The following is a 20,629-nucleotide window of genomic DNA, read 5'->3' on the forward strand; positions in this document are numbered from 1 at the left end:
TTTATTGTTTATTTTCAATGAGCTGCCGGCCGTCGAGCGAGGCCATCAGGCGGGTGAACATCTCGCGGCCGCGTCGGGCATCGAGCCGCGTCCAGCGCGCCACGATATTCACGCGGACCAGATAGGAGAGGATGGCGTCGATGTCGAAGTAGTCGAACGTAGCCAGTTCCGCGGCCTCCGACCAGCGGATCAGATCGAGTTTACGCTCCTTCTCGACGAGGTTGGCCTCGTCGTTCAGGGCGGCGATCACGGCGTCGATCCAGGGCAGTTCGCCGCGCAGGCCGAAGTCGGCCGCCGAACTGCGCCGCAGCTGATCGGCCACATCGCCCTGGCCGACCACCGCCTCGTCGATGCTGCGGCCGGCCGTACGTGCCGCCACGGCGGCCGTGACGTTGCGCAGCGTGCGGTCGAAGGCCGACCATGCGCGCAGGAAACGGCTGCGCGACCCCTCGCAGGCCGCGTAATAGGCCTCGAAGAGCTCCTTCTCGAAGCGTTGCGCCGTATCGACCGACTCGGCCTCCTCCCCTTCGGGATCGGCGTAGGCCCTCACCACGCGGGCCAGCGCCTCGGGGAGACGCTGCGGCGAGCGGAGCTCCTCCTCGAGCTCCTCGCGCGAGAGGTTGCCCAGCTCATTGAAGGCCGTCCGGCCGCTGCGCAGGGCCGCCAGATTCTCGCAGTCGTAGTAGCCGTACAGAAGCCGCACGCGGCGGGCATCGGCGGCCGAGACCCCTTCGAGAATCGAGTCGATGATCTCGCGGGCATCGAAACCCTTCGTATCGGCATCGAGCGCGTACTCTCTCAGCGAGGCAACCAGCGTATAGTATTGGGTTGCGAACATGCCCTAAGCCTTGAAGAGGAGTTGATAGACCTTGTCGCGGAGGTATTCGCCCAGCAGGGCCTCCAGATCGGCATCCGTGAAGGAGATGTAGTAACCGCCCTCCTTGGCGCCGATCTTGAATCCGGTCTTCACCTCGCGGGACCACCCCACCTCGATGCCGGCATCGAGCAGCGCACGGGCGCTCTTGGCAAAGGCGGCGTCGAGTGTCTGACGGGCATCCTCCGGGAGCAGGGCTTCGAGCGTCACCTTGCCCGCCTCGGCACCGTTCCAGTTGCGGGCCACGGCGATGAGCATCTCCTCGAGGAACTTCGGATCGAGCGCCGCGGACTTGACCCCTTCGGCCGTAGCCTTGGTGACGATCATCGTGGCGATCTCGGACTTGATCTTCGAGACGGCCTGCCGTCCGGCCAGAGCGATCTCGGTCATGGTGTTCTTCTCCACATCCTCGGCGCGGGACTCGGCAGCGCGGACGATCCCGGCGGCGCGGGTCTCGGCCTCCGCGAGGATCTTCTGCGCCTGGGCCTTGGCATCGGCGATCAGCCGGTCGGCATCGGCACGACCTTTCTCCAACCCTTCGTCGTAGAGTTTGCGGGTCAACTCCTGCAGTTTGTTTTCCATCATGTTATCGTGTTTTGATTTTGTTTTTCAAATGCGCCTACAAATATATAAAAGATTACGAATAAACCGCATTTGCCGGCGACAATTTATCCGCAAATGACGAATTTCGGGTGAAAAACGATCATCGCGTCCGGGAAAGCGAATCACCCCTGTCCCGAAAGGAGCAGGGGTGATTCGGAATCGGGACGTCCGGCCGGCAAAGCGGCGGTCGTGTCCGTCGGGTGGCGGAGGATCCTTCACAGCCATCGGGCGGCGGAGGACTCATCGCATCGGGCGGTCGGCGTCGGGGCCGTAGACATACTCCACGGCCGACTTCTTGAAGCGCAGCGTGCGCGTATCCTTCGGACCGGCGCCGTTCCTGGTCATGTAGAGGTTGGTCATGCCGCCGATGATGTACCAACCCGAGCCTTCAGGCGAATGGACGCCGAAGAGGATGTTGTTGTAGTGGTTCGAGTGGCGGATGCCGTCGGCATTCCACTGTGCGGCAGCGCCGTACCAGGTGATCCCCTCGTCATCGGGGAAGTCGGGGCTCCACATCCGCACGCTGATCAGTTCGTTGAGCGTCAGCGAGCCGACCGTGACGTCGCTGCGCCGCTGCTGCGTGCGCTTGATGGCCGAATGGCCCTCCCAGGGGGTGCGGAGCGTATGCGAACCGCTCCACATCATCCAGATGTAGTCCGTGGCGTCAAAGACGCGGTTGAACTCCTCCATCGAGGGAAGCTCGTAGCCGTCGGGCGAGAGGGCGTCGGCCGGCAGTTTGTTGATATGTACGGTCACGTCGGTCGAGAAACCCTCGAGCACGGCCTTGCCGTCCTGCTCGACGACCTTCAGCCCCTGGCCGCTGTCGCCCTGATAGCCCCAGCCCCAGAGGTCGAAGTACTCCTCGGGCGAGCAGGAGCCCAGGTATTCGTAGAGGCTCTTGCCGGCCTCGACGGCCGGGTCGGCCGACGAGAGGATCTGATCCTCGAAGTGGCGCGAACGGCCCCGGGCGTTGTACTTGCACCACCACACGCCGTGGAACCACGTCACCGGGAGTCCCCAGTTGCGGCGCACGACGGTGTAGACCTCGCGCTGCGAACCGTCCTCAAGGTTGCTCACCACCAGGCGGGCCGCCTGACGGCGTCCGTCGGCCGTCGGGTCGTTCGGGCGCCAGCCGGCCACCACACGCACCGTCCGGGCGTCGCCGTCGGCTTCCGAGAGGCGGATCCACGGATCCTCCCCCGGATCGAACTCCACCTCGAGGCGTTTGCCCTGAGCCAGCACGAAGCGACCCAACTCGTTGTCAATATAGCGTTCGAAATCGACCGTGTGTTCGGCATTGTCGAACTCCAGCGCCCCCTGCGTACGCGAAGGGTTGGCCTCCAGCACCAGCAGGATCCGCTCCTCGGGGTAGAACTGTTCGAGCCCCTTGCGGCGGAAGCGCAGCGGCACCTCGGCCGCCTCGCGGTTCGGGGCGAAGAGCCCCTTGCGGATCCGGAAGAGGTTGATATCCTCGGGCGTAGCACTCGTCGATACCTCCTCGACCACCAGCGGGAAATCCGGCATCGGGATCACCTCCAGCTGGCTGTCGCACGCCACGGCCAGCATCACCTCGGTCTCGGTGTAGGGCAGCACAAGGGTCGACCCTCCATCCTCGACCCGCACCCCGTCGGGGAGTTCCGAACGCTCCGTGTCGACCGTCAGCGGAGTGTCGAGATCGGGATCGAGCGGCGTCTCGCCGCCGTCGCCCCACGCCTCGACCGTCAGCCGGGCATCCGTATCGGTCGCATCCTTGCGCACGGTCACCGTATAGATGCGGTTGCGGAGCAGCGGCCGCGGCAGCGCCCCCTCCAGCGAGGAGGGCTTGCCGTCGATCTCCGCCTCCAGGCGCACGCGCAGCGAGGCGTTGTCCTGTTCGTAGAGGTAGGCCACCGCGGGGGTATCCTCCGCAAGGGGAGTCTCCGGCCGGATCTCCAGATCGCGCAGGGCGGTGCCGGTCTTCACGGCGGCCCCGTCACGGCTCCAGAGAGGACCCGCACAGGCGGCATCGGCGAAGGTGATCGAACGGACTTCGGCCTCCCCGGCCACCCGTAGCCGCAGGTCGACGCGGGCCGTACCGTGGGTCAGCGCCAGCGGTACGGAGGCCGTGCCGGGCGTCACCTCCGAGAGATCGAGCCGTGCGGTCGAGAAGCGCTCGGCCGCCAGGGAGTCACCGCCGATCGTCGCGGCGAGCCACTCCTGCTCGGAGAGACCCTCTTCCGGCGCCGCGTCGAGAAGCTCCGGGCGGCAGTCGGCCACCACGTAGAGCCGCCCCGAGAGGCTTTCGAGCTGCAGGCTGCAGCCCGATCCCACGAGCGGGAGCTCACTAAAGATCCGCGTCAGACGCCCCGCCTCGAAGAGGTAGGCGTCGACCCTTCCGACCGCCGCCTCGCCCGCCACCGCCGGGGCGTCGCCGCCCGGGGCGAACGACATGGCCGAAATCCGGACCACCCCGCCCGAGCCGGCATCCCCCGGAATCGTCTCGGGAGACTCCGCACACGCCAGAAGGCTTGCGCACAGGGCCATCGGCCCCAGGGTCCGCATCAACAGATCATTTCGTCTTTTCATGAATTTGCAGCTTTTTTCGAGGTTGAACGGGTGAAACGTACGGTCGTCCGGACGGACGGGTTATCGGCGTGCCGGCATGAGCTCGGTGTCACCGCCCGGCTCCCACTCGTCGAACGAGAGATCGAGGCTCACGTCGATGACATCCTTGCGCACCGTGAGCGTGTAGATCTTGTTGCGCTCGAGGGCCATGCCGAGCTGTTTGGTGAGGGTCTTCACCTGACCGTCGATCTCGGCCACGATCTCCACCGTGAGGTTGTCGTTCTCCTGCTCGTAGGCGTAGAGCACGGCGGGGGTATCCTGCGTCAGCGGCTCCGAGATCGTTGCGGCGACATCCTGGCGCGACACGGCTTCGGGCGAAAGATCACCCTCGACCGGGAAGAGGTAGGCCGACTGCGCGGCATTCTTCAGCGTGATGCTGCTTACCGAAGCCTTGCCGGCCGTGCGGATCTGCAGGTCGAAACGAGCCACACCGCGCCGGAGCGTCACCGGAAGTTCCGTCTGCGTGTTCTCCAGCCCGTCGAGCAAGATGCTGCCCGAGAAGAAGTTCGCCGGAGCCTTGCCGGCGGTCGTTACGGCCATCTTCTTCCAGTCGCTCTCGCTCAGGCTGCCCTGCTGCAGGGCATCGAGATCCAGCAGCACCTCGGTGTTGGCCACCACGTAGAGCGTTCCGGCGTGGCGTTCCAGTTGCACGCCGCGGCCGGCATCGGGCGTCACGGGCAGCGTGTAGACCTTCGCCAGCGTGCCATCCACGAAGAGGCAGGCGCGCAGGTCGGTCAGCGTATTCTCACCCTCGAGCGCCTGGCCTCCGCCCTCGAAGGCGGCCAGCTGCGCCCTCACCACCGGCAACAGCGCCGGTGCACCCGGCGTTGCCGGAGTCTCCATCCGCTCGGAGCAGGAGCTCAGGCCCAGGGCCATGGCGGCGGCAAAAGCAATCGTCTTCACAGTCGTCATCTTGTTCGTTTTCATGGTCTTGTCTTGTTTAACGTTTTGTTTACTTAAGGTTATGTGGTTGCTTGTTCGATGATCAGTCGTAGATGTATTCGACGGGCGTCTTCACGCAGCGCACCAGACGCGTCTTGGTCGTATTCTGGGCCATGAACTTGATCCAGTTCTGTCCCGGGCGGTCGGCCGCGGCGTAACCCTCCATGACCCACGTCTTCGAGGCATTGCCCCAGGTGGCCAGCAGCAGCATCATCGGCGAGATGCTGCCCGCCGTGGTGTTCCACTGGTGGCCTAGCCCGGCCAGCACCCACACGGCATCGCCCGAGCGGAATTCGTAGACGGCAATCGTCCCGTAGGCGTGGCCCAGGAATTCGGCCTTGCGCTCCTGGATGCGCACCGTGATCGACTCGCCGGCGGCATTCGTATACGTGCGCTCGCCCACTCCGCCGATGTTGTAGTTCTCGTTGCGCGTAAAGAAGGCATAGTCGTCGTAATCGGGGATCCGGTAGCCGTAGGGGGCCATCTCCGCCGGATCGAGCGTTCCGTAGTTCTGCGTCGTGGAGACCATTCCCTCGTGGTAAAAGGCCGTGCCGTTGTGGCGCAGCGGAAGCCCCTCGGGGCTGCACGCCTGGTACTGGTCGCCCAGCAGCGTGAGCAGCTCCTCACCGTCGCAGGCGATCAGATGGTCGGCCAGCGCACCGTCCGCCGCAGGATCGCCCGCAATCGGGACCTGATCCTCGAAACGTTTCGCATTGCCCCGCAGGTTGTACTTGCACCACCACTCGCCGCCGATCTTCACCACCGGAAGACCCCAGTTGCGGCGCCGCACGGTGTAGCGTTCCGCGTGACCGCCCGCCGCATCGGTGATGACCAGCTGTCCCTCCTGTTCGCGGCCGTCGGCCGTCGGGTCGTTGGGCTTCCAGCCGCCGAGCAGGCGCCACGCACCCTCCTCCGTTCCGGCCAGATCCATCCACCTCGACTCGCCGTCGGCAAACTCCAGCCGCAACTGCATCCCCTCGGGGAGCGTGATACGGGCCAGTTCGCCCTCGATGTAGCGGCCGAAGTCGCAGAGTCCGGCATCGTCGAACGACAACTCACCCTCGACCCGCACGGGGTGGGCCGCAAAGCAGAGCACGACGCGTCCCGAGGTGACCCCGTCGCGCCAGAGCGTCAGACCGACGTAACCGGTCTTCGTGCCCGGAACCCGCAACGGGCTGCTCACCTCCACGGCCGCCACCTGCTCCAGTCCGCGGGTCAGACGCTGCGGCGTGACCTCGACTCCGCGCACCGCGCCGTCGACCGTCACCTCGGAGCCCGCCCCGCCGCGCAGCACGACGCGCAGCCGGCTGGGCGTATGGGGAATATAGAGCGTGTCGCACGCGGCATTGACCCGTACGTCATCGGGAAGTTCCGACAACGCGACGTCGATCAACCCCTCGGCAACAGGCGTCGACTCCACGCCCGGACCTGTCTCCCAGCTGCCGGAGATCACCTCGATGCCGGCCGCGGCACCGTGACCGCGCACCTCGAGCGTATAGACCGTATTGCGACGAATTGCGGCCGGGAGCGTACTCCGCAGGCGGTGCCAGCCACCGCCGAAACGGGCCGTCACCTCGATCTCCATGGCGTCGTTCGTCTGCTCGCAAAGGTAGAGCAGCGTCTCACCCGCCTCCGTCAGCGGTCGGTCGCCGTAGTCGCGACGGAACTCGTCGCAGGCGGCCGAGGAGGGCGTGGCCGGGGCCGACGGCTCCCAGAGGTATCCGCGGTCTGCCACCCGGCGGATGACGACCGAGTGAACCTCGACCCCGGCCTCGCGCGACCTCAGGTCGATGCGTGCCACGCTGCGGCGCAGCGTCACGGCACGCTCCCCGGCCGCCCCTTCCGCCGCGTCGAGCGTCATTTGGCCGGTCATCGCCAGCCCCTCGCGGGTCATCTCCCCGAGCGAGGCTTCGAGCCGTTCGAAATCGGCAAGAGTCGTAACGCCGGGGAGCAGGCTCCCGAGCGCCTCAACGCCGGCGCCGTTGGCCACCAGGCGGAGTTCGCCGCGCGGCGTGGCCATCGAAAAGGTGTAGAGTCCCTCGCCGGCGGCGGCAACCCCCGGAATCACCTCCTGCAGCCGTCCCGCCTCGAAGCGGCAGGCCGTCACGGCATGGATCACCGACTCGGCATCGGAAGCCTCCGCAAGCCCGCCGTCGGGGCTTGCGGCCGACAGCCGCAGGGCCAGCGTCGACGCCGCGGGAGCGGACATCGGGAGCACCTCGTCGCGCGAACAGCCCGTCGAGGCAAACAGCGGCAGCAACAGCGCGGCTGCCAGGCGTATCGTATGTCGCATCTTCATCATCGGTTCAATATAAAGTCGGATTCTGGCTGCTGTTCAGATAGGAGGGCGAGTCGATCGGCATCTGATCGAGGTGGTTGACGTAGAAATGGTTCATCAGCTCCTGCGCCCAGGGTCCGTAGGTGAACGAACTGCTGTGGTTGTAGCCCATGACGTGTCCCAGCTCGTGGAACATGATCTCGCACGAATAGGTGTTGAAGTAGTGCTGGAGCCACGCCTGCTGGTAGGCGCCGTACGACGAACCGCCGCCCAGACCCACGATGCCGTTGCCCGGATAGACCAGCCCGACATTCAGGCTGCGGCTCTGGCGCATCTGGCTCAACACCCGCTCGGGGGTCACCTTGTCGTTGACACCGCCGTTGCCGTAGAGACGGTCCTGATTCTCGCGCAGGATCACCTCGTGTTCGGGCATGTCGATCATGTAGGTGAAGTTCAGGAAGAAGGCCACCGCCTCGCGGCAATGCACGGGCCGGATACCCATCCAGTTGCCCGAGGGACCGCCGTCCGGACGGTCGGGATCACCGTTGAAAAGGCTGAAGGCAATGGTCCAGCCGTGGATGATCTGCCGCAGTTTCTTCCAGTAGGGGTCCTCGCACTCGACGGCGAACTCAACCCCTTCGAAATCGGCCGCCGTCAGCTGCGGAAGGTCGACCCAGCGGCCCGACTCCGACAGACACTGCGTCGGACGTTCGAGCTGCGGCAGCCGCTCGCAGAAGTCGGCAAAGGGCGGTATGCTGTCGAACCAGGCCAGATCCAGATACTCGCTGTCGACACGCGGAATCCGCGCCCGGACCAGCACCCCCGAAAGGGGGCGCGGCGAGTAGAACCGCGCATGGAGCTCGCCGGCGTCGGTCACCGAGAGCTGAAGCGGCGCCGCCGTATTGAAACGCCGCTGCGCGGGATCGGTGTAGACCGTCTTCGGCTCGCCGTCCTGCAGAATCTGTCCATGCGAGCCCTCGGCGTAAGCCTGCGGCGTGATGAACATCGTACCCGACGTATTGTCCGGATGGACCACCGGCGTATGGATCCGTTCGATGCGGTTGGGCTCCAGATCGGCGAGCTCGTAGGCAAACGTGCGGCGCACTTCGCCTCCGCGGTAGGTGCGCGTCACCAGTTCGATCTCGCCCCGCAGCGACGTTCCCCCGACCAGAGGCAGGAAACAATAGGTGGAGACCTCCTCGAGATCCGTCTCCAGCGAGAGTTCGTCGCTCTCGCCGGTGAACTCCCCGGCACCGGTCATTCCCGTATGGAAGCGGGCCCCGCCGAGCGTCGCACGCGACGACACGAGCGCCGTGCGGATATAGGGATTCTCGTAGGCGAAGGTGAAGTCGGCACGTCCGATGATCCGCTGCTGGAGGGTCTCCGTGCCCGTCACCTGCGAGGTGACGATACCCTCGGACGAAATGTCGGTCCGCACCGTGAAGGGGCTCTGCGAATAGAAGTATTCGGCCGCAAGCGGCTCGCCCAGATCGGCCGGAAAGCTCACCCACTCCTCGTCGATGTGCGAGATCGGGTGCACCTCCACGCCGTCACGCGACCAGTCGCCGCGGATGCCCAGCACCAGCAGCCGGTAGTCGCCCTCGCGAAGCCCCTCGATCCGCAGTTCGGAACCGTCGGGGTGGTAGAGCCCCCTCAGATCGCCGATCACATCCCCCGAAGCGGCGTCAACCACGCGGAACTCCACGCGGTCGTAATCCGTACGGAGATCCTCCATGCGGGTCGCCGCTCCGTCGTAGGCCCCGCCGCGGAGACGGAACACCGCCGCATCGCCCGCCGCAGCCGGTACCGACGGACTCCAGTCGTCCTGCCGGCACCCCGTCAGCAAGAGGCTGCTCCATAAAACAACAGTCAAAAATCTGCTCATTTGGCCTTTTTATTGTTATCTTTGTACGTTCGTTCGTGTTGGCGAAGGGCAGCACCGTCGGATCCTGTCCCGAGGAGAACGCCCCTTCGAACCGGGTGCAAAAGTAGAACCCCCGAACGACGTTTTGCGTAACCCATGTTACGCCGGATCCACAACTGCAAAATTCGACCCTCGATGGAGTGTGAAATTTACGACATGCCCCTCTTCCGCGGGGGCGACCGGATGGTTCTGGAGGCGGTTCTGCAACGCTCCCCGGGCCGATACGCCTCCTACCGAAAGGGGGATTTCATCGCCCTGCAGGACGATGTCTGCCGAACGTTGTTCCTGCTGTGCGAGGGGAGCGTCTACGCGCAGATGACCAGCGCCGAAGGGCGCGAACTGACCCTCGACACCCTCTCGGCCCCCGATACGCTCGCCTCGGCATTCGTCTTCGGAACCGAAAACCGCTATCCCGTATCGATCATCGCCCAGGCCGACTGCCGCCTCTGGGTCCTCTCCCGCGAAAGCCTGCGCGAGATCCTCGAACAGGACCGCACCGTACTGCGCAACTTCCTGACGATCATCTCCGACCACAGCCTCTTCCTCAGCCGGCGCATCAACGAATTCGCCCTGCAGAGCCTCGCCTCGCGCGTGGTGAGCTATCTGAAGGACAACCACTCGATCCGCAACCTGCAGGAGGTCGCCTTCATCCTCGGCGTGGCGCGTCCGTCGCTTTCGCGCATGATCGGCCAGATGGTCGAGCAGGGAACCGTCTGCAAAACCCCGGACGGCTATACCTTGAAATAGGAGAAACGAGCCCCCGACAAACTCTGCAAAGAAACGCAACAGGAGGTCTGCCTCAGCAGAGGGGCATCCAACGCAAATTGACGCAAAAAAATCCCCGATCCACAGATGGATCGGGGATTTTTCATGGACTCAAAGCGTACCGCTACTGGTGCTGGGGACGCAGCAGGTCCTGCACCACCTTTACGGGCGAGAAGGTCGTGATCGGAACATCCACGAAGACCGTGTTCCAGCGCGCCATGGCACCGTTCCACAGCCCGGGCAGCTCCTGGGCCCGCAGTTCGCGACCGCCGCTCGACTTCGACGAGATGAAGCCCGTCGAGGGGTCGGTGTACTGCCGCAGGTCGAACTTGCCCCCCTTGGAGGTCTTCACGCCGCAGACCAGATCCACCGGATTGAAGTGCGTGGCCGACTTCATCAGCGGCTGGTCGTCGGGACCGATCTGGCTCGACTCGGCAATCTGCAGCGACTCCGTGCCGTCGGGATTCCCCACCCAGAAGGGTCCGCCGCCCGGCTCGCCCTCGTTGCGGACCATGCCGCAGACACGGATCGGACGGTCCAGCACCGCACGCAGCAGCGCCGTGTTGTAGTCCGCGGGCAGCTTCACGCACAGCCGCCGCTCGATGAACTCCGCAATCGGGGCCAGTTCGCAGCCGTCGACATCCAGCGCCCGCAGGTACTCGAAGGCCCGCTCCTGCAGGTCGAGCAGCACGCCGGCCAGCACCTTCTTGAAGCGGATCGTATCGCCGCGCCGCGCATCGGTCGTCACGTTGTCGATGTTCTTGATGAAGATCACGTCGGCGTCGATCTCGTTCAGGTTCTCGATCAGCGCCCCGTGGCCCGCCGGACGGAACAGCAGCCGCCCGTCCTCCTGCCGGAAGGGGGTGTTGTCGGGGTTCACGGCGATGGTGTCCGTCGAGGGCTTCTGCACCGAGAACGAGATGTCGTAGCGGATCCCGAAGCGTTTTTCATAGAGGGGCACCTTCCGGGCCAACAACTCCTTGAAGCCCTCCATGTGTTCGGGCGAGACGGTGAAGTGGATGCGCGCCACGCCGTTCGACGAGGCGTAGGCAGCCCCCTCGACCAGGTGCTCCTCAACGGCCTTGCGAGCCCCCTCGGGGTAGGCATGGAAGGTCACCAGCCCTTTGGGTTTGTGGCCGTAGCCCAGGCCGTCGTTGACGATGGCGTTGACCGTCGCCCGGTCGTCGGCCCCGGCCGGAAGCACCGCCTTCAGTTCGGGCCAGAAGGCAAAGCGTTCGATGTTCTCGAGCAGCGTGTCGATGCCCGGACCCCGCTTGCCCTCGTTCACGAAGGCGAAGAGCTCCTTGAACATGCGCGTGGCGGCTCCCGACGCCGGAACGAACTTCACGATATCGAGCCCTGCGGCGGCCTTCTCGTAGCGTGCCGCCGCGGCGTCGGCCGCTGCCGCGTCAAGCATCACGATGCCGTCGCCCGGCGAGGCGGCCCGCACCACGTTCAGCCACGGAAAACCGCGGCGAAAATTCTCCAACTGCGCTTCGACCCGGGCCGGGGTCAGCCCGTGGTCGGCAATTTGCTGTAAATCCTGTTCGGTAAACATATCGGTTAGGGGTTTCATGCAATAAAGTTACGCAAATTATTCGTAACTTTGCACATCATGATCCGAGAATTTCACCACATCAGCCTGCGCGATCGAAACAGCTTCGGCGTCGATCAGCAGGCGGCGCGCCTCGTCGAGTTCGAAAACCCGGACGATCTGCGCGCGTTGTTCGCCCACGGAGTGCCCCCTCGCTGGATGGTCCTCTCGGGCGGCAACAACATCCTCTTCACGCAGGATTACGACGGGCTGCTCGTGACGCCCGTCGCCCGGCAGATCTCGCTCCTCTCCGAGCAGGGCGATACGGTGCGGGTGCGCGCCGAGGCCGGCGTCGAGTGGGATGATCTGGTCGAATGGGCCGTCGAACGCGGACTCTGGGGCCTCGAGAACCTCTCGCTCATCCCCGGCCGGGCCGGTGCCGCCCCCGTGCAGAACATCGGCGCCTACGGGGCCGAGGCCGCCGATACGATCCGCCGCGTCGAGATGTTCTGCGTCGAAAACGGCTCGATGCTCACCCTTGACGCCGCACACTGCGCCTTCGGATACCGCGAAAGCGTCTTCAAGCATACGCTCCGCGGACGGGTCATCATCACCGCCATCGAACTCGAACTCTCCCGCACGCCCCGCCCCCGGCTGGCCTACGGCGACGTCGAACGCGAGGTCGAAGCCCGCGGCGGAGCCTCGCTCCGCAACATCCGCGAGGCGATCTGCGCCATCCGCCGCGCGAAACTCCCCGATCCGGCCGTACTGGGCAACGCCGGGAGCTTCTTCAAGAACCCCGTCGTCGAGGCTTCGGTGGCCGGGAAGCTCCTCAAACAGTATCCCGACATGCCCCACTACCCCGCCCCCGAAGGGCGCGTGAAGCTGGCCGCCGGCTGGCTCATCGACCGCGCCGGGCTGAAGGGTCACCGCGAAGGGGCGGTCGGCGTCCACGAACGCCAGGCCCTGGTGCTGGTCAACTACGGCGGAGCCACGGGCAGCGAGGTGATCGCCTTCGCCCGAAAGGTCCAGCAGACCGTCTGCGACAAGTTCGGTATCCGGATCGACACCGAGGTCAATCTATTATAAGGAGTCATGGCACTGATTGAAGCTTTTCAACACTACATCGACGAGAACAACCTCGCCACGCACGACGACCGCATCCTGCTGACCGTCTCGGGCGGCGTCGACTCGATGGTCATGCTCTCGCTCTTCGTCCGCTGCGGGTACACGGTCGGGGTCGCCCACTGCAACTTCCAGCTGCGCGGCGCCGAAAGCGACGAGGACGAGGTGCTCGTCCAGAAGGAGGCCGCCAAATACGGCGTTCCGTGCTACAACCGGCGATTCGAAACCGCCGCCGAGATGGAGCGCACCGGCGAGTCGATGGAGATGGCCGCCCGGCGGCTCCGCTACGCCTGGTTCGACGAACTGAGCCGACAGAAGGGCTATACGGTCGTGGCCATCGCCCACCATGCCGACGACTCGATCGAGACCTTCTTCATCAACCTGCTGCGCGGTACCGGCCTGCGCGGCTTGACCGGCATCTCGACACAGGTCGGAAAGGTCATCCGCCCGCTGCTCTTCGCCTCGCGACGCGAGATCCTCGAGTATGCCGCCGCCAACCACATTCCCTACCGCGAGGATTCGTCGAACCGCTCGACCAAGTACCTGCGCAACAAGATCCGCCTCGGGCTGATCCCCCGCATCCGCGAGATCAACCCCAAGTTCACGAGTCTGATGTGCCGCAACCTGGCCCGTCTGACCGACGCCCAGCTCTTCATCAACCACGGCATCGAACGCATCCGCGCCCTGGCCGTCACCTCCGACGCGGGCATCGACACGATCCATCTCGACCGCATCGACCCCGCCTTCCCGCACGAATTCGTCATCTACGAACTGCTCAACTCGGCCTACGGATTCAAGGGCGACGTCATCGACTCGCTGTACCACGCCCTCGAGCAGGGCGCAACCGGCCGCCGCTTCTACGCCCGCGACCATGTGGCCACGATCGACCGCGGACGCATCCTCGTCTCGCCGATCGCCCCGGAAGATCCCTGTCTGGTGAGCGTCCCGAAGGGCACGCAGCGAAGCTACTGCGGAAATGCCGTCCTCTACTTCGAATACTGCGACATCGACACGATCAAGAACTTCGGCATCCCCGAGCAGATCGCCCAGCTCGACGCCGACCGCCTGCAATTCCCCCTCACGCTGCGCCGCTGGAAGGAGGGCGACTGGTTCATCCCCTTCGGCATGAGCGGCCGCAAGAAGGTCAGCGACTTCCTGATCGATGCCAAGGTCTCGCTGCCCGAAAAGCAGCGGCAGTTCGTCCTGCTCTCGGGCGACGACATCGTCTGGCTCGTCGGCCGGCGCATCGACGACCGCTACCGGCTGACCTCCACCACCGAAAACGTGTTGCGAATCACCAAAGAGATCGTCTGAAATGGCCAAAACGACGCTGAAATTCAAGGACTCCGTGGCCGACTTCGAGCGGATCATGGGCGATATCGCCGCCCGACGCTTTGCGGGCATCTATCTGCTCATGGGCGAGGAGAGCTACTTCATCGACCGGATCGCCGACCGGCTGGCCGCGTCGATCCTCGACGAGGCCGCCCGCGCCTTCAACCAGATCACCGTCTACGGCCGCGATTCGGACACCGGGCAGATCGTCAACCTCTGCCGACAGATGCCGATGATGGGGCAGTACGAGGTGGTCATCGTCAAGGAGGCCCAGCAGCTCAAGGGAATCGACCGACTCTCGCTCTACACCCAGAAACCCTCGCCCACGACCATCCTCGTCATCTGCCACAAGGAGAAGAGCGTCGACAAGCGATCGGCCTTCTACAAGGGGTGTGCCGCCAACGGCGTGGTGCTCGAATCGGTCCGCCCGCGCGACTACGAGATCGCCTCGTGGCTCCAGCAGTTCATCCGACGCCGCGGCCTGGAGATCGACCCGAAGGCCCTCTCGATGCTCACCGACCACCTCGGAACCGACATCTCGAAGATCGCCAACGAACTGCAGAAACTCACCGTCTCGCTCCCCGAAGGAACGAAGCGCATCACGGACCGCGACATCGAGGCCAATATCGGCATCTCGAAGGATTTCAACAACTTCGAGTTGTGCAAGGCCGTCGTTACGCGCGACATGAACCGCGCCCTGATGATCGCCGACCACTTCGCCCGCAACCCGAAGGAGAATCCGTTGCTGCTGACCGTCATGGCTCTCTTCAACCAGTTCCGCGACCTCTTCGTGGTGAACTACCTGCGCTGGCTTACGCGCCACCGCAACAAGCCCTTTCCCTCGGATCAGGAGCTGATGCGCATCCTGCGCAAGAGCAACACCTTCATTCTGGGCGAAATCAAGCAGAACGCCTCCCGGTGGGACAATCGCAAGGTCTTCCAGATTCTGGGGCTGCTGCGCGAATACGACGCCAAAAGCAAGGGACTCGGATCGGGCGGTGCGTCGGACGGCGAGCTGCTGCGCGAACTGCTGCTGAAAATCTTCCTCCAGTGACCGACCTCTATCTCTATCAGACCATTCACCTGGCCCGCGGCCGGGCCCGCCACGTCGCCGAACATGCGGCGACGCTCGATGCCCTTTCGCGCGAATGGTTCGGGCGTCCGTACCCCTCCGCCGCCGAGGCGCTTCAACGGCGGATCGAACGCCGCGCCCGGGAGGAGCACTACCCGACCGAGGTCTCGGGATTTATCCGCCTCGAGCTGCTGGCCGACGGTTCGGAGCGGCTGCTGCCGGCCGGCATCTCCTACTACGACGGCTACGGCTACCGCAGCGTGCAACCCGCAGCCGTCGCGCTGCGTTACGACCTGCCGCTGACCGAGGCCCCCACCTCGGTCCATGAGGCGGCCACGCTGCTGGCCCGCCGGGCGGCCGAACGCCAGGGGGCGGAGGCAGCCATCCGCTGCGATGCCGAGGGGCACTTCCGTGAGGCCGAGGGGGCCCCGCTCTTCGCCATCGCAGGTCGCACGGTACTCGAAGCGCCGGGACCGGAGAGTGTCGAGCGCTCAATCACCCGGGAGGCCGTCCGCCGGGCCGGGATGGAGCTGCGCAAGGAGGAGTTCGGGCTCGGGGATCTGTCCCGCATCGAGGAACTCTTATTTACGGACCATCGCGGCATCACCTCCCTCTCGCGCTGCAACGGAGTGCCGCTGATGACCTTTCTGGCCGAACGAATCGCCGCGGCGCTGGAATAGCGGAGGGGCCAGCAGAGGAGGGGGCAGCGGAGAGGGAATCGGAACCCGGCACGCCGGCAGGGGCACAATCCCGCCCCGGGGAGGGCCGTTTCCAAAAAATCTGGAAACCGAAACGCTGGCCGACGACCTATCTTGCGCGTTGAACCAAACCCGTCAATCCATGAAAAAATACCTCATGCTCTATGCCGTGGCGGTCACGGCTGCGTTGATGGTCGTATGGCGCCATTACCACGGCGAGAATCAACGTCTGGCCCGGAATCAGGAGGCGCTGGCCTCCGAAATCGCCCTCTACCGCACGCAGGCCGGCGAAGAGGCCGCCTCGGCACAGGTGCTCCGGCTGCGCTGCGCCGAATTCGAACGGCTGCGGGCCGAAGATGCCGAAGAGATCCGACGGCTGGGCATCCGCCTCCGTCGGCTCGAAGCCTCGGCCCGGACCGCCACTGCGTCGACGCTCGAAATCCGCACCCCGCTGCGGGACTCGCTCATCGTGCGGCGCGACACCTCCGAGATCCTCTCCCGAAGCTTCGGGACGCGGCTCGACACGCTGCACTCCTTCCGCTGGAGCGACCCCTGGGTCCGCATCGAGGGGATCATCCGTCGCGATTCGGTCCACTGCCGCATCCACAGCGTCGACACCCTGCGGCAGATCGTCCACCGCATCCCCCACCGTTTCCTCTTCATCCGCTGGGGCACCAAGGCCCTGCGGCAGGAGATCGTCTCGCAGAACCCCCATACGCGAATCGTCTACACGGAATACATCCGGATCGAACGCTGACCGCCGCAACCGGTCACCGGACCCACCGGCCCGGCCGGCCGCACCGCCCGTCCTGAAACCCTCCCCGCGATGTACGCCGGCACGCCGTCCGGATCCGAAACCGCGAATAAAACACCGAAAACGTACGCGGTTTGCGTTTTTTTTCTACCTTTGCCGAATATGGAGCGCACTGCAATATTCCCGGGGTCGTTCGACCCCTTCACCCGCGGTCACGCCGCGCTGGTCGACGAGGCGCTGAATCTCTTCGACCGCGTGGTGATCGGCATCGGCAACAACACCGCCAAATGCGGCCTGCTGACCGTCGAGAACCGCAAACGCCTGATCGACGACGTCTACCGTCACGAACCTCGCGTCGAGGCCCGGATCTACACCGGACTGACCGGTCAGTTCGCCGAAGAGGTCGGCGCCTGCGCCATCATCCGCGGCGTAAGGAACACCACCGACTTCGAGTACGAACGCACGATGGAGGCCACCAACCACCGCATCTACCCGGCTCTGACCACCGTCATGCTCTTCACGCCGGCCCCCGTGGCCGACATCTCCTCGTCGACCGTCCGCGAGGTCCTCTCCTTCGGACGTACCGTCGAGGAGTTCCTCCCTCAGGGAATCGATATCAACCAATACCTCTAACAATATCCCGATTATGATGGAATTTACGGCCGAAATGATCGCCGGCTTTCTGGGCGGCGATGTCGTGGGCGACAAAAACGCCGCGGTGCACACCGTCTCCTCGATCGAGGCTGGTAAAGCCGGATCGCTGACCTATCTGACCAATCCCAAATACGAACCCTGGCTCTACACCACACAGGCCTCGATCGTGCTGGTCGACCGCTCGTTCGAACCCTCGCAGCCCGTGGCCACCACCCTGGTCAAGGTCGACAACGCCGCCGCCTGCGTCGTGAAACTGCTCGAAATGTACAACGCCGCAAAACCCCGCCGTAAGGGGATCAGCCCCCGCGCCTCGATCTCCGAAAAGGCCACGGTCGGCGAAGAGTGCTACGTCGGTGACTTCGCGGTCATCGAAGAGGGCGCCCGGATCGGCAAGGGGTGTCAGATTTATCCCCAGGTCTACGTCGGTGCCGGCGTCACCGTCGGCGAGGGCACGACGCTCTATCCCGGCGTGAAGATCTACGAAGGCTGCTCGGTGGGCGCCGACTGCATCCTCCATGCCGGGGCCGTCATCGGTGCCGACGGCTTCGGATTCATGCCCAATGCCGAGGGCGGCTTCGACAAGATCCCCCAGCTGGGCAACGTCGTCATCGAGGACCACGTCGAGATCGGAGCCAACACCTGCATCGACCGCGCAAAGACCGACTCGACGATCATCCGCCGCGGCGTGAAACTCGACAACCTGATCCAGATCGGCCACAACGTCGAGATCGGCGAGAATACCGTCTCGTCGGCCCAGACCGGCATCGCCGGCACCTCGAAGGTCGGTCACAACTGCTTCCTGGCCGGACAGGTCGGCATCGCCGACCACGTGACGATCGGAAACCGGGTGAAGGTCGGCTCGAAGAGCGGTATCGACAAGAATGTCCCCGACGGCGAGATCCGCCTGGGATATCCTGCCCTGCCCGGCATGCAATATCATCGCTCGTCGGCCGTTTTCAAGGACCTGCCGGAACTCGCCCGGCGCGTCAACGAACTCGAAAAACAACTCAAAGAACTCCAAAAATAGGAAACCATGAAAAAAATCCTCATTTTCGCAGCCTGCGCCACCCTGCTGGCCAGCTGCGGCAGCAAGAACCAATATGTCATCGAGGGTAAGGTCGACGGAGCAAATCCCGTGGTCTATCTCTTCGACCAGGAGGAGAACCTGCTCGACTCGGCAACCGTCAAGGAGGGCGCCTTCCGCCTCAAGGGCGAGGCTCAGGAGCCTCAGATCGCCATTCTGCGCGATGCCCGCGATGAAAACGCCACGTTTACCGCCATGCTGCTGCTCGAACCCGGAACAATCCAGATCAGCGACGACCCCGACAGCCCGATGCGCAAACGCGTCACCGGAACCCCGGCCAATGATGCCAGCACGGAATATGCCGATGCCGGCTACCGCCTGATCATGGAGTACCGCGACAGCTCGACCACCGAAGAGCGCCGCGCCGCCATCGAAAAGGAGTATGAGGAGCTGGCCCACCTGGCCGTCGAGCAGAACCGCAACAACCTCTTCGGCGCCCTGCTGCTGGCCGATCAGATGAGCTACGAACTCTCGGGCAAGGAGCTGCTCGACGAAATCGCCCTCTTCTCCCCCGAGATGCAGCAGACCAAAGTCCTCGTCAATCTGAAGGCGCACGCCCAAGCCAAACAAAAAACCGACGTGGGTCAGCCCTTCATCGACGTAACGGCTCAGGATGCCGACGGCAAGGAGCTGTCGCTCAAATCGGTGGTCGAGAACCCCGCAAACAAGTACATCCTGCTCGACTTCTGGGCTTCGTGGTGCGGTCCCTGCATGGGCGAGGTCCCCTATCTGAAGCAGACCTATGACGAATTCCACAAGAAGGGTTTCGAGATCTTCGGATACTCCTACGACAACAACCGCGACAGCTGGCTCAACGCCGTCAAGGAGAACCAGATGAACTGGATTCATGTCAGCTCGCTGGATGGATTCGAGAACCAGTCGGCCAAGGATTACGCCATCCAGGGGATTCCGACAAACTTCCTGATCGACCATGAGGGCAAGATCGTCGCCAAGAATCTGCGCGGCGAGGAGCTCTACAACAAGATCGCCGAACTGCTCAAATAAGCAGTCCGTCACGACAGCGCCCCTGCGGATCCGGTTGGCCGGCTGCAGGGGCGTCTTCGTTCCAGCCCCGACGGCAGCCCATCGGTCCCGCCCCGGAGTGACTGAAAAACACCGAAAACACCGAAATGCTCCATAAAGACATGAAACCGCAGGAAAAATACCGCATCATGGGCATTGACCCCGGCACGAACTACATGGGTTACGGCGTGCTGGAGGTCAAGGGACGTACGATCCGCTCGGTCGTACTGGGAGCCATCGACCTGCACCGCCTCACAGACCCCTATGCCAAGCTGCGTTATATCTTCGACCGGGTCGGCAAACTCGTGGACGAATACGGCCCGCGCGAGGTGGCCCTCGAATCGCCGTTCTTCGGTGAGAACGTACAGTCGATGCTCAAGCTGGGACGTGCCCAGGGGGTGGCCATGGCCGCAGCGCTGAGCCGTGACCTGCAGGTCTTCGAATACGCTCCGATGCGGATCAAACAGGCCATCACGGGGCGCGGTTCAGCCACCAAGGAGCAGGTGGCCTCGATCGTCTGCCGGCTGCTGACCATCGACGAGCCACCGCGACGACTCGATGCCACGGACGGCATGGCCGTGGCACTGTGCCACTATTACGCCACCTCCAGCCCGCTGAATGCCGTCCTGGGCGACGAACGGGTCAAGGGACTCGGAGGCGGTAAAAAGGCGGCCTCGAAGGGCGGAACGCAGAGTTGGGAGCAGTTTCTGAAGAAACACCCCGACCGGGAGATCAAATAGCGGAGGAGCGGAAGGCAGTAGGCGGAAGACGGGAAGCTGAAAGCGGGAGACTGTACACACGGAGGTGGAACATACGGAGGCGGAACATACGGAGGCGGAACATACGGAGGCCGACGGTTTCAACACTCCGGCTGAAACGGGAAAGAGCTCCGGGAGATTCCCGAAGGCGATTCGGAGGGCAGACCGGAGTCAAAATGTAATCGGCTGACAATCTGGAAGGAGCAAGATAGAGGCAGAAAACAAGGGAGAATTTATAAAATTTTTTCAACGAAATATTTGCACAGTTCGGAAATTTGCCCTACATTTGCACTCGCAATCAAGGAAAGGCGCCGTAGCTTAATTGAATAGAGCATCTGACTACGGATCAGAAGGTTACAGGTTTGAGTCCTGTCGGCGTCACTCTCAAAATCAACCACTTACAGCAATGTGAGTGGTTTTTTTGTGTGCTGTTTCGAACGGTTTTTACCGTGAATTCGGGAGCTTGTTTAAACCAATGTTTAAACCGATCGAAACTGCCGCCACGCGGAAAACGGACAATCGCCAGACGGAATCAACCCTCGCAGCAAGGTGAGTACGTTATGGTCCTTTATGCCCGGAAACTCGGTAACACTGCCCCGCCTCCT

At 63.9% G+C, this 20,629-nt stretch carries 17 protein-coding genes and 1 tRNA gene; 11 read left to right on the forward strand and 7 right to left on the reverse strand.

Going from position 1 to position 20,629, the window contains the following annotated elements:
- Position 1: 1 nt before the first annotated feature.
- The 6 genes from PUQ42_RS01825 to PUQ42_RS01850 form a co-directional block, all read right to left on the reverse strand.
- Positions 2–838, reverse strand: coding sequence for a DUF2764 family protein (locus tag PUQ42_RS01825; RefSeq protein WP_087310917.1), 837 nt, complete (start codon positions 836–838; stop codon positions 2–4).
- Between the two features lie 3 nt (positions 839–841).
- Positions 842–1,459: a hypothetical protein gene (locus PUQ42_RS01830; protein WP_232009165.1), complete on the reverse strand. Its 618-nt coding sequence runs from the start codon at positions 1,457–1,459 to the stop codon at positions 842–844.
- 258 nt (positions 1,460–1,717) lie between these two features.
- On the reverse strand, positions 1,718–4,042 hold the full coding sequence (locus PUQ42_RS01835; RefSeq protein WP_273370424.1) for a hypothetical protein: 2,325 nt from the start codon (positions 4,040–4,042) through the stop codon (positions 1,718–1,720).
- Between the two features lie 60 nt (positions 4,043–4,102).
- A complete protein-coding gene (locus PUQ42_RS01840) occupies positions 4,103–5,008 on the reverse strand; it encodes a hypothetical protein (RefSeq protein ID WP_273370426.1) in 906 nt (301 codons plus the stop codon).
- A gap of 58 nt (positions 5,009–5,066) precedes the next feature.
- Entirely contained in the window at positions 5,067–7,316 is a 2,250-nt protein-coding gene (locus PUQ42_RS01845) for a hypothetical protein (protein ID WP_273370427.1), read from the reverse strand.
- A gap of 13 nt (positions 7,317–7,329) precedes the next feature.
- Positions 7,330–9,186 (reverse strand): hypothetical protein, encoded by a 1,857-nt coding sequence (locus PUQ42_RS01850; protein ID WP_273370429.1) that lies wholly within the window; start codon positions 9,184–9,186, stop codon positions 7,330–7,332.
- Between the two features lie 174 nt (positions 9,187–9,360).
- Between PUQ42_RS01850 and PUQ42_RS01855 the strand changes: the two genes are divergently transcribed.
- The gene (locus PUQ42_RS01855) at positions 9,361–9,972 is read left to right on the forward strand and encodes a Crp/Fnr family transcriptional regulator (RefSeq protein WP_162611608.1); all 612 of its coding nucleotides are present in this window, start codon (positions 9,361–9,363) and stop codon (positions 9,970–9,972) included.
- Positions 9,973–10,114: 142 nt separating this feature from the next.
- On the opposite strand, the gene PUQ42_RS01860 is transcribed toward PUQ42_RS01855, so the two are convergent.
- Positions 10,115–11,548 carry a DUF4301 family protein gene (locus PUQ42_RS01860; protein ID WP_273370433.1) on the reverse strand — a complete coding sequence of 478 codons (1,434 nt, stop codon included), beginning with the start codon at positions 11,546–11,548 and terminating at the stop codon, positions 10,115–10,117.
- 57 nt (positions 11,549–11,605) lie between these two features.
- On the opposite strand from PUQ42_RS01860, the gene murB reads away from it, so the two are divergent.
- The 10 genes from murB to PUQ42_RS01910 all read left to right on the forward strand — a co-directional run bounded on the left by murB (position 11,606) and on the right by PUQ42_RS01910 (position 20,405).
- Entirely contained in the window at positions 11,606–12,613 is a 1,008-nt protein-coding gene (gene murB / locus PUQ42_RS01865; protein WP_273370436.1) for a UDP-N-acetylmuramate dehydrogenase, read from the forward strand.
- 6 nt (positions 12,614–12,619) lie between these two features.
- Entirely contained in the window at positions 12,620–13,963 is a 1,344-nt protein-coding gene (tilS, locus tag PUQ42_RS01870) for a tRNA lysidine(34) synthetase TilS (protein ID WP_273370438.1), read from the forward strand.
- A 1-nt stretch (position 13,964) separates the two neighbouring features.
- Positions 13,965–15,035: a DNA polymerase III subunit delta gene (gene holA, locus PUQ42_RS01875; protein ID WP_273370441.1), complete on the forward strand. Its 1,071-nt coding sequence runs from the start codon at positions 13,965–13,967 to the stop codon at positions 15,033–15,035.
- Complete coding sequence (locus tag PUQ42_RS01880; protein WP_273370444.1) at positions 15,032–15,733, forward strand: aminotransferase class IV; 702 nt, start codon at positions 15,032–15,034, stop codon at positions 15,731–15,733. Before holA ends, PUQ42_RS01880 begins: the two co-directional genes overlap by 4 nt.
- A 160-nt stretch (positions 15,734–15,893) precedes the next feature.
- Positions 15,894–16,508, forward strand: a complete 615-nt coding sequence (locus PUQ42_RS01885; protein WP_087404857.1) for a DUF6549 family protein — start codon at positions 15,894–15,896, stop codon at positions 16,506–16,508.
- 159 nt (positions 16,509–16,667) lie between these two features.
- Positions 16,668–17,138 (forward strand): pantetheine-phosphate adenylyltransferase, encoded by a 471-nt coding sequence (coaD, locus tag PUQ42_RS01890; protein ID WP_087312242.1) that lies wholly within the window; start codon positions 16,668–16,670, stop codon positions 17,136–17,138.
- Positions 17,139–17,151: 13 nt separating this feature from the next.
- Positions 17,152–18,186, forward strand: a complete 1,035-nt coding sequence (gene lpxD, locus PUQ42_RS01895; protein WP_087404858.1) for a UDP-3-O-(3-hydroxymyristoyl)glucosamine N-acyltransferase — start codon at positions 17,152–17,154, stop codon at positions 18,184–18,186.
- Positions 18,187–18,192: 6 nt separating this feature from the next.
- On the forward strand, positions 18,193–19,248 hold the full coding sequence (locus PUQ42_RS01900) for a TlpA disulfide reductase family protein (protein WP_273370455.1): 1,056 nt from the start codon (positions 18,193–18,195) through the stop codon (positions 19,246–19,248).
- 140 nt (positions 19,249–19,388) lie between these two features.
- On the forward strand, positions 19,389–20,006 hold the full coding sequence (ruvC, locus tag PUQ42_RS01905; RefSeq protein ID WP_241147615.1) for a crossover junction endodeoxyribonuclease RuvC: 618 nt from the start codon (positions 19,389–19,391) through the stop codon (positions 20,004–20,006).
- 325 nt (positions 20,007–20,331) lie between these two features.
- Positions 20,332–20,405 (forward strand) — tRNA-Arg (locus tag PUQ42_RS01910).
- The last annotated feature ends 224 nt before the right edge of the window (positions 20,406–20,629 follow it).

This window comes from Alistipes megaguti (assembly GCF_944320325.1).
Taxonomy (GTDB): domain Bacteria; phylum Bacteroidota; class Bacteroidia; order Bacteroidales; family Rikenellaceae; genus Alistipes; species Alistipes megaguti.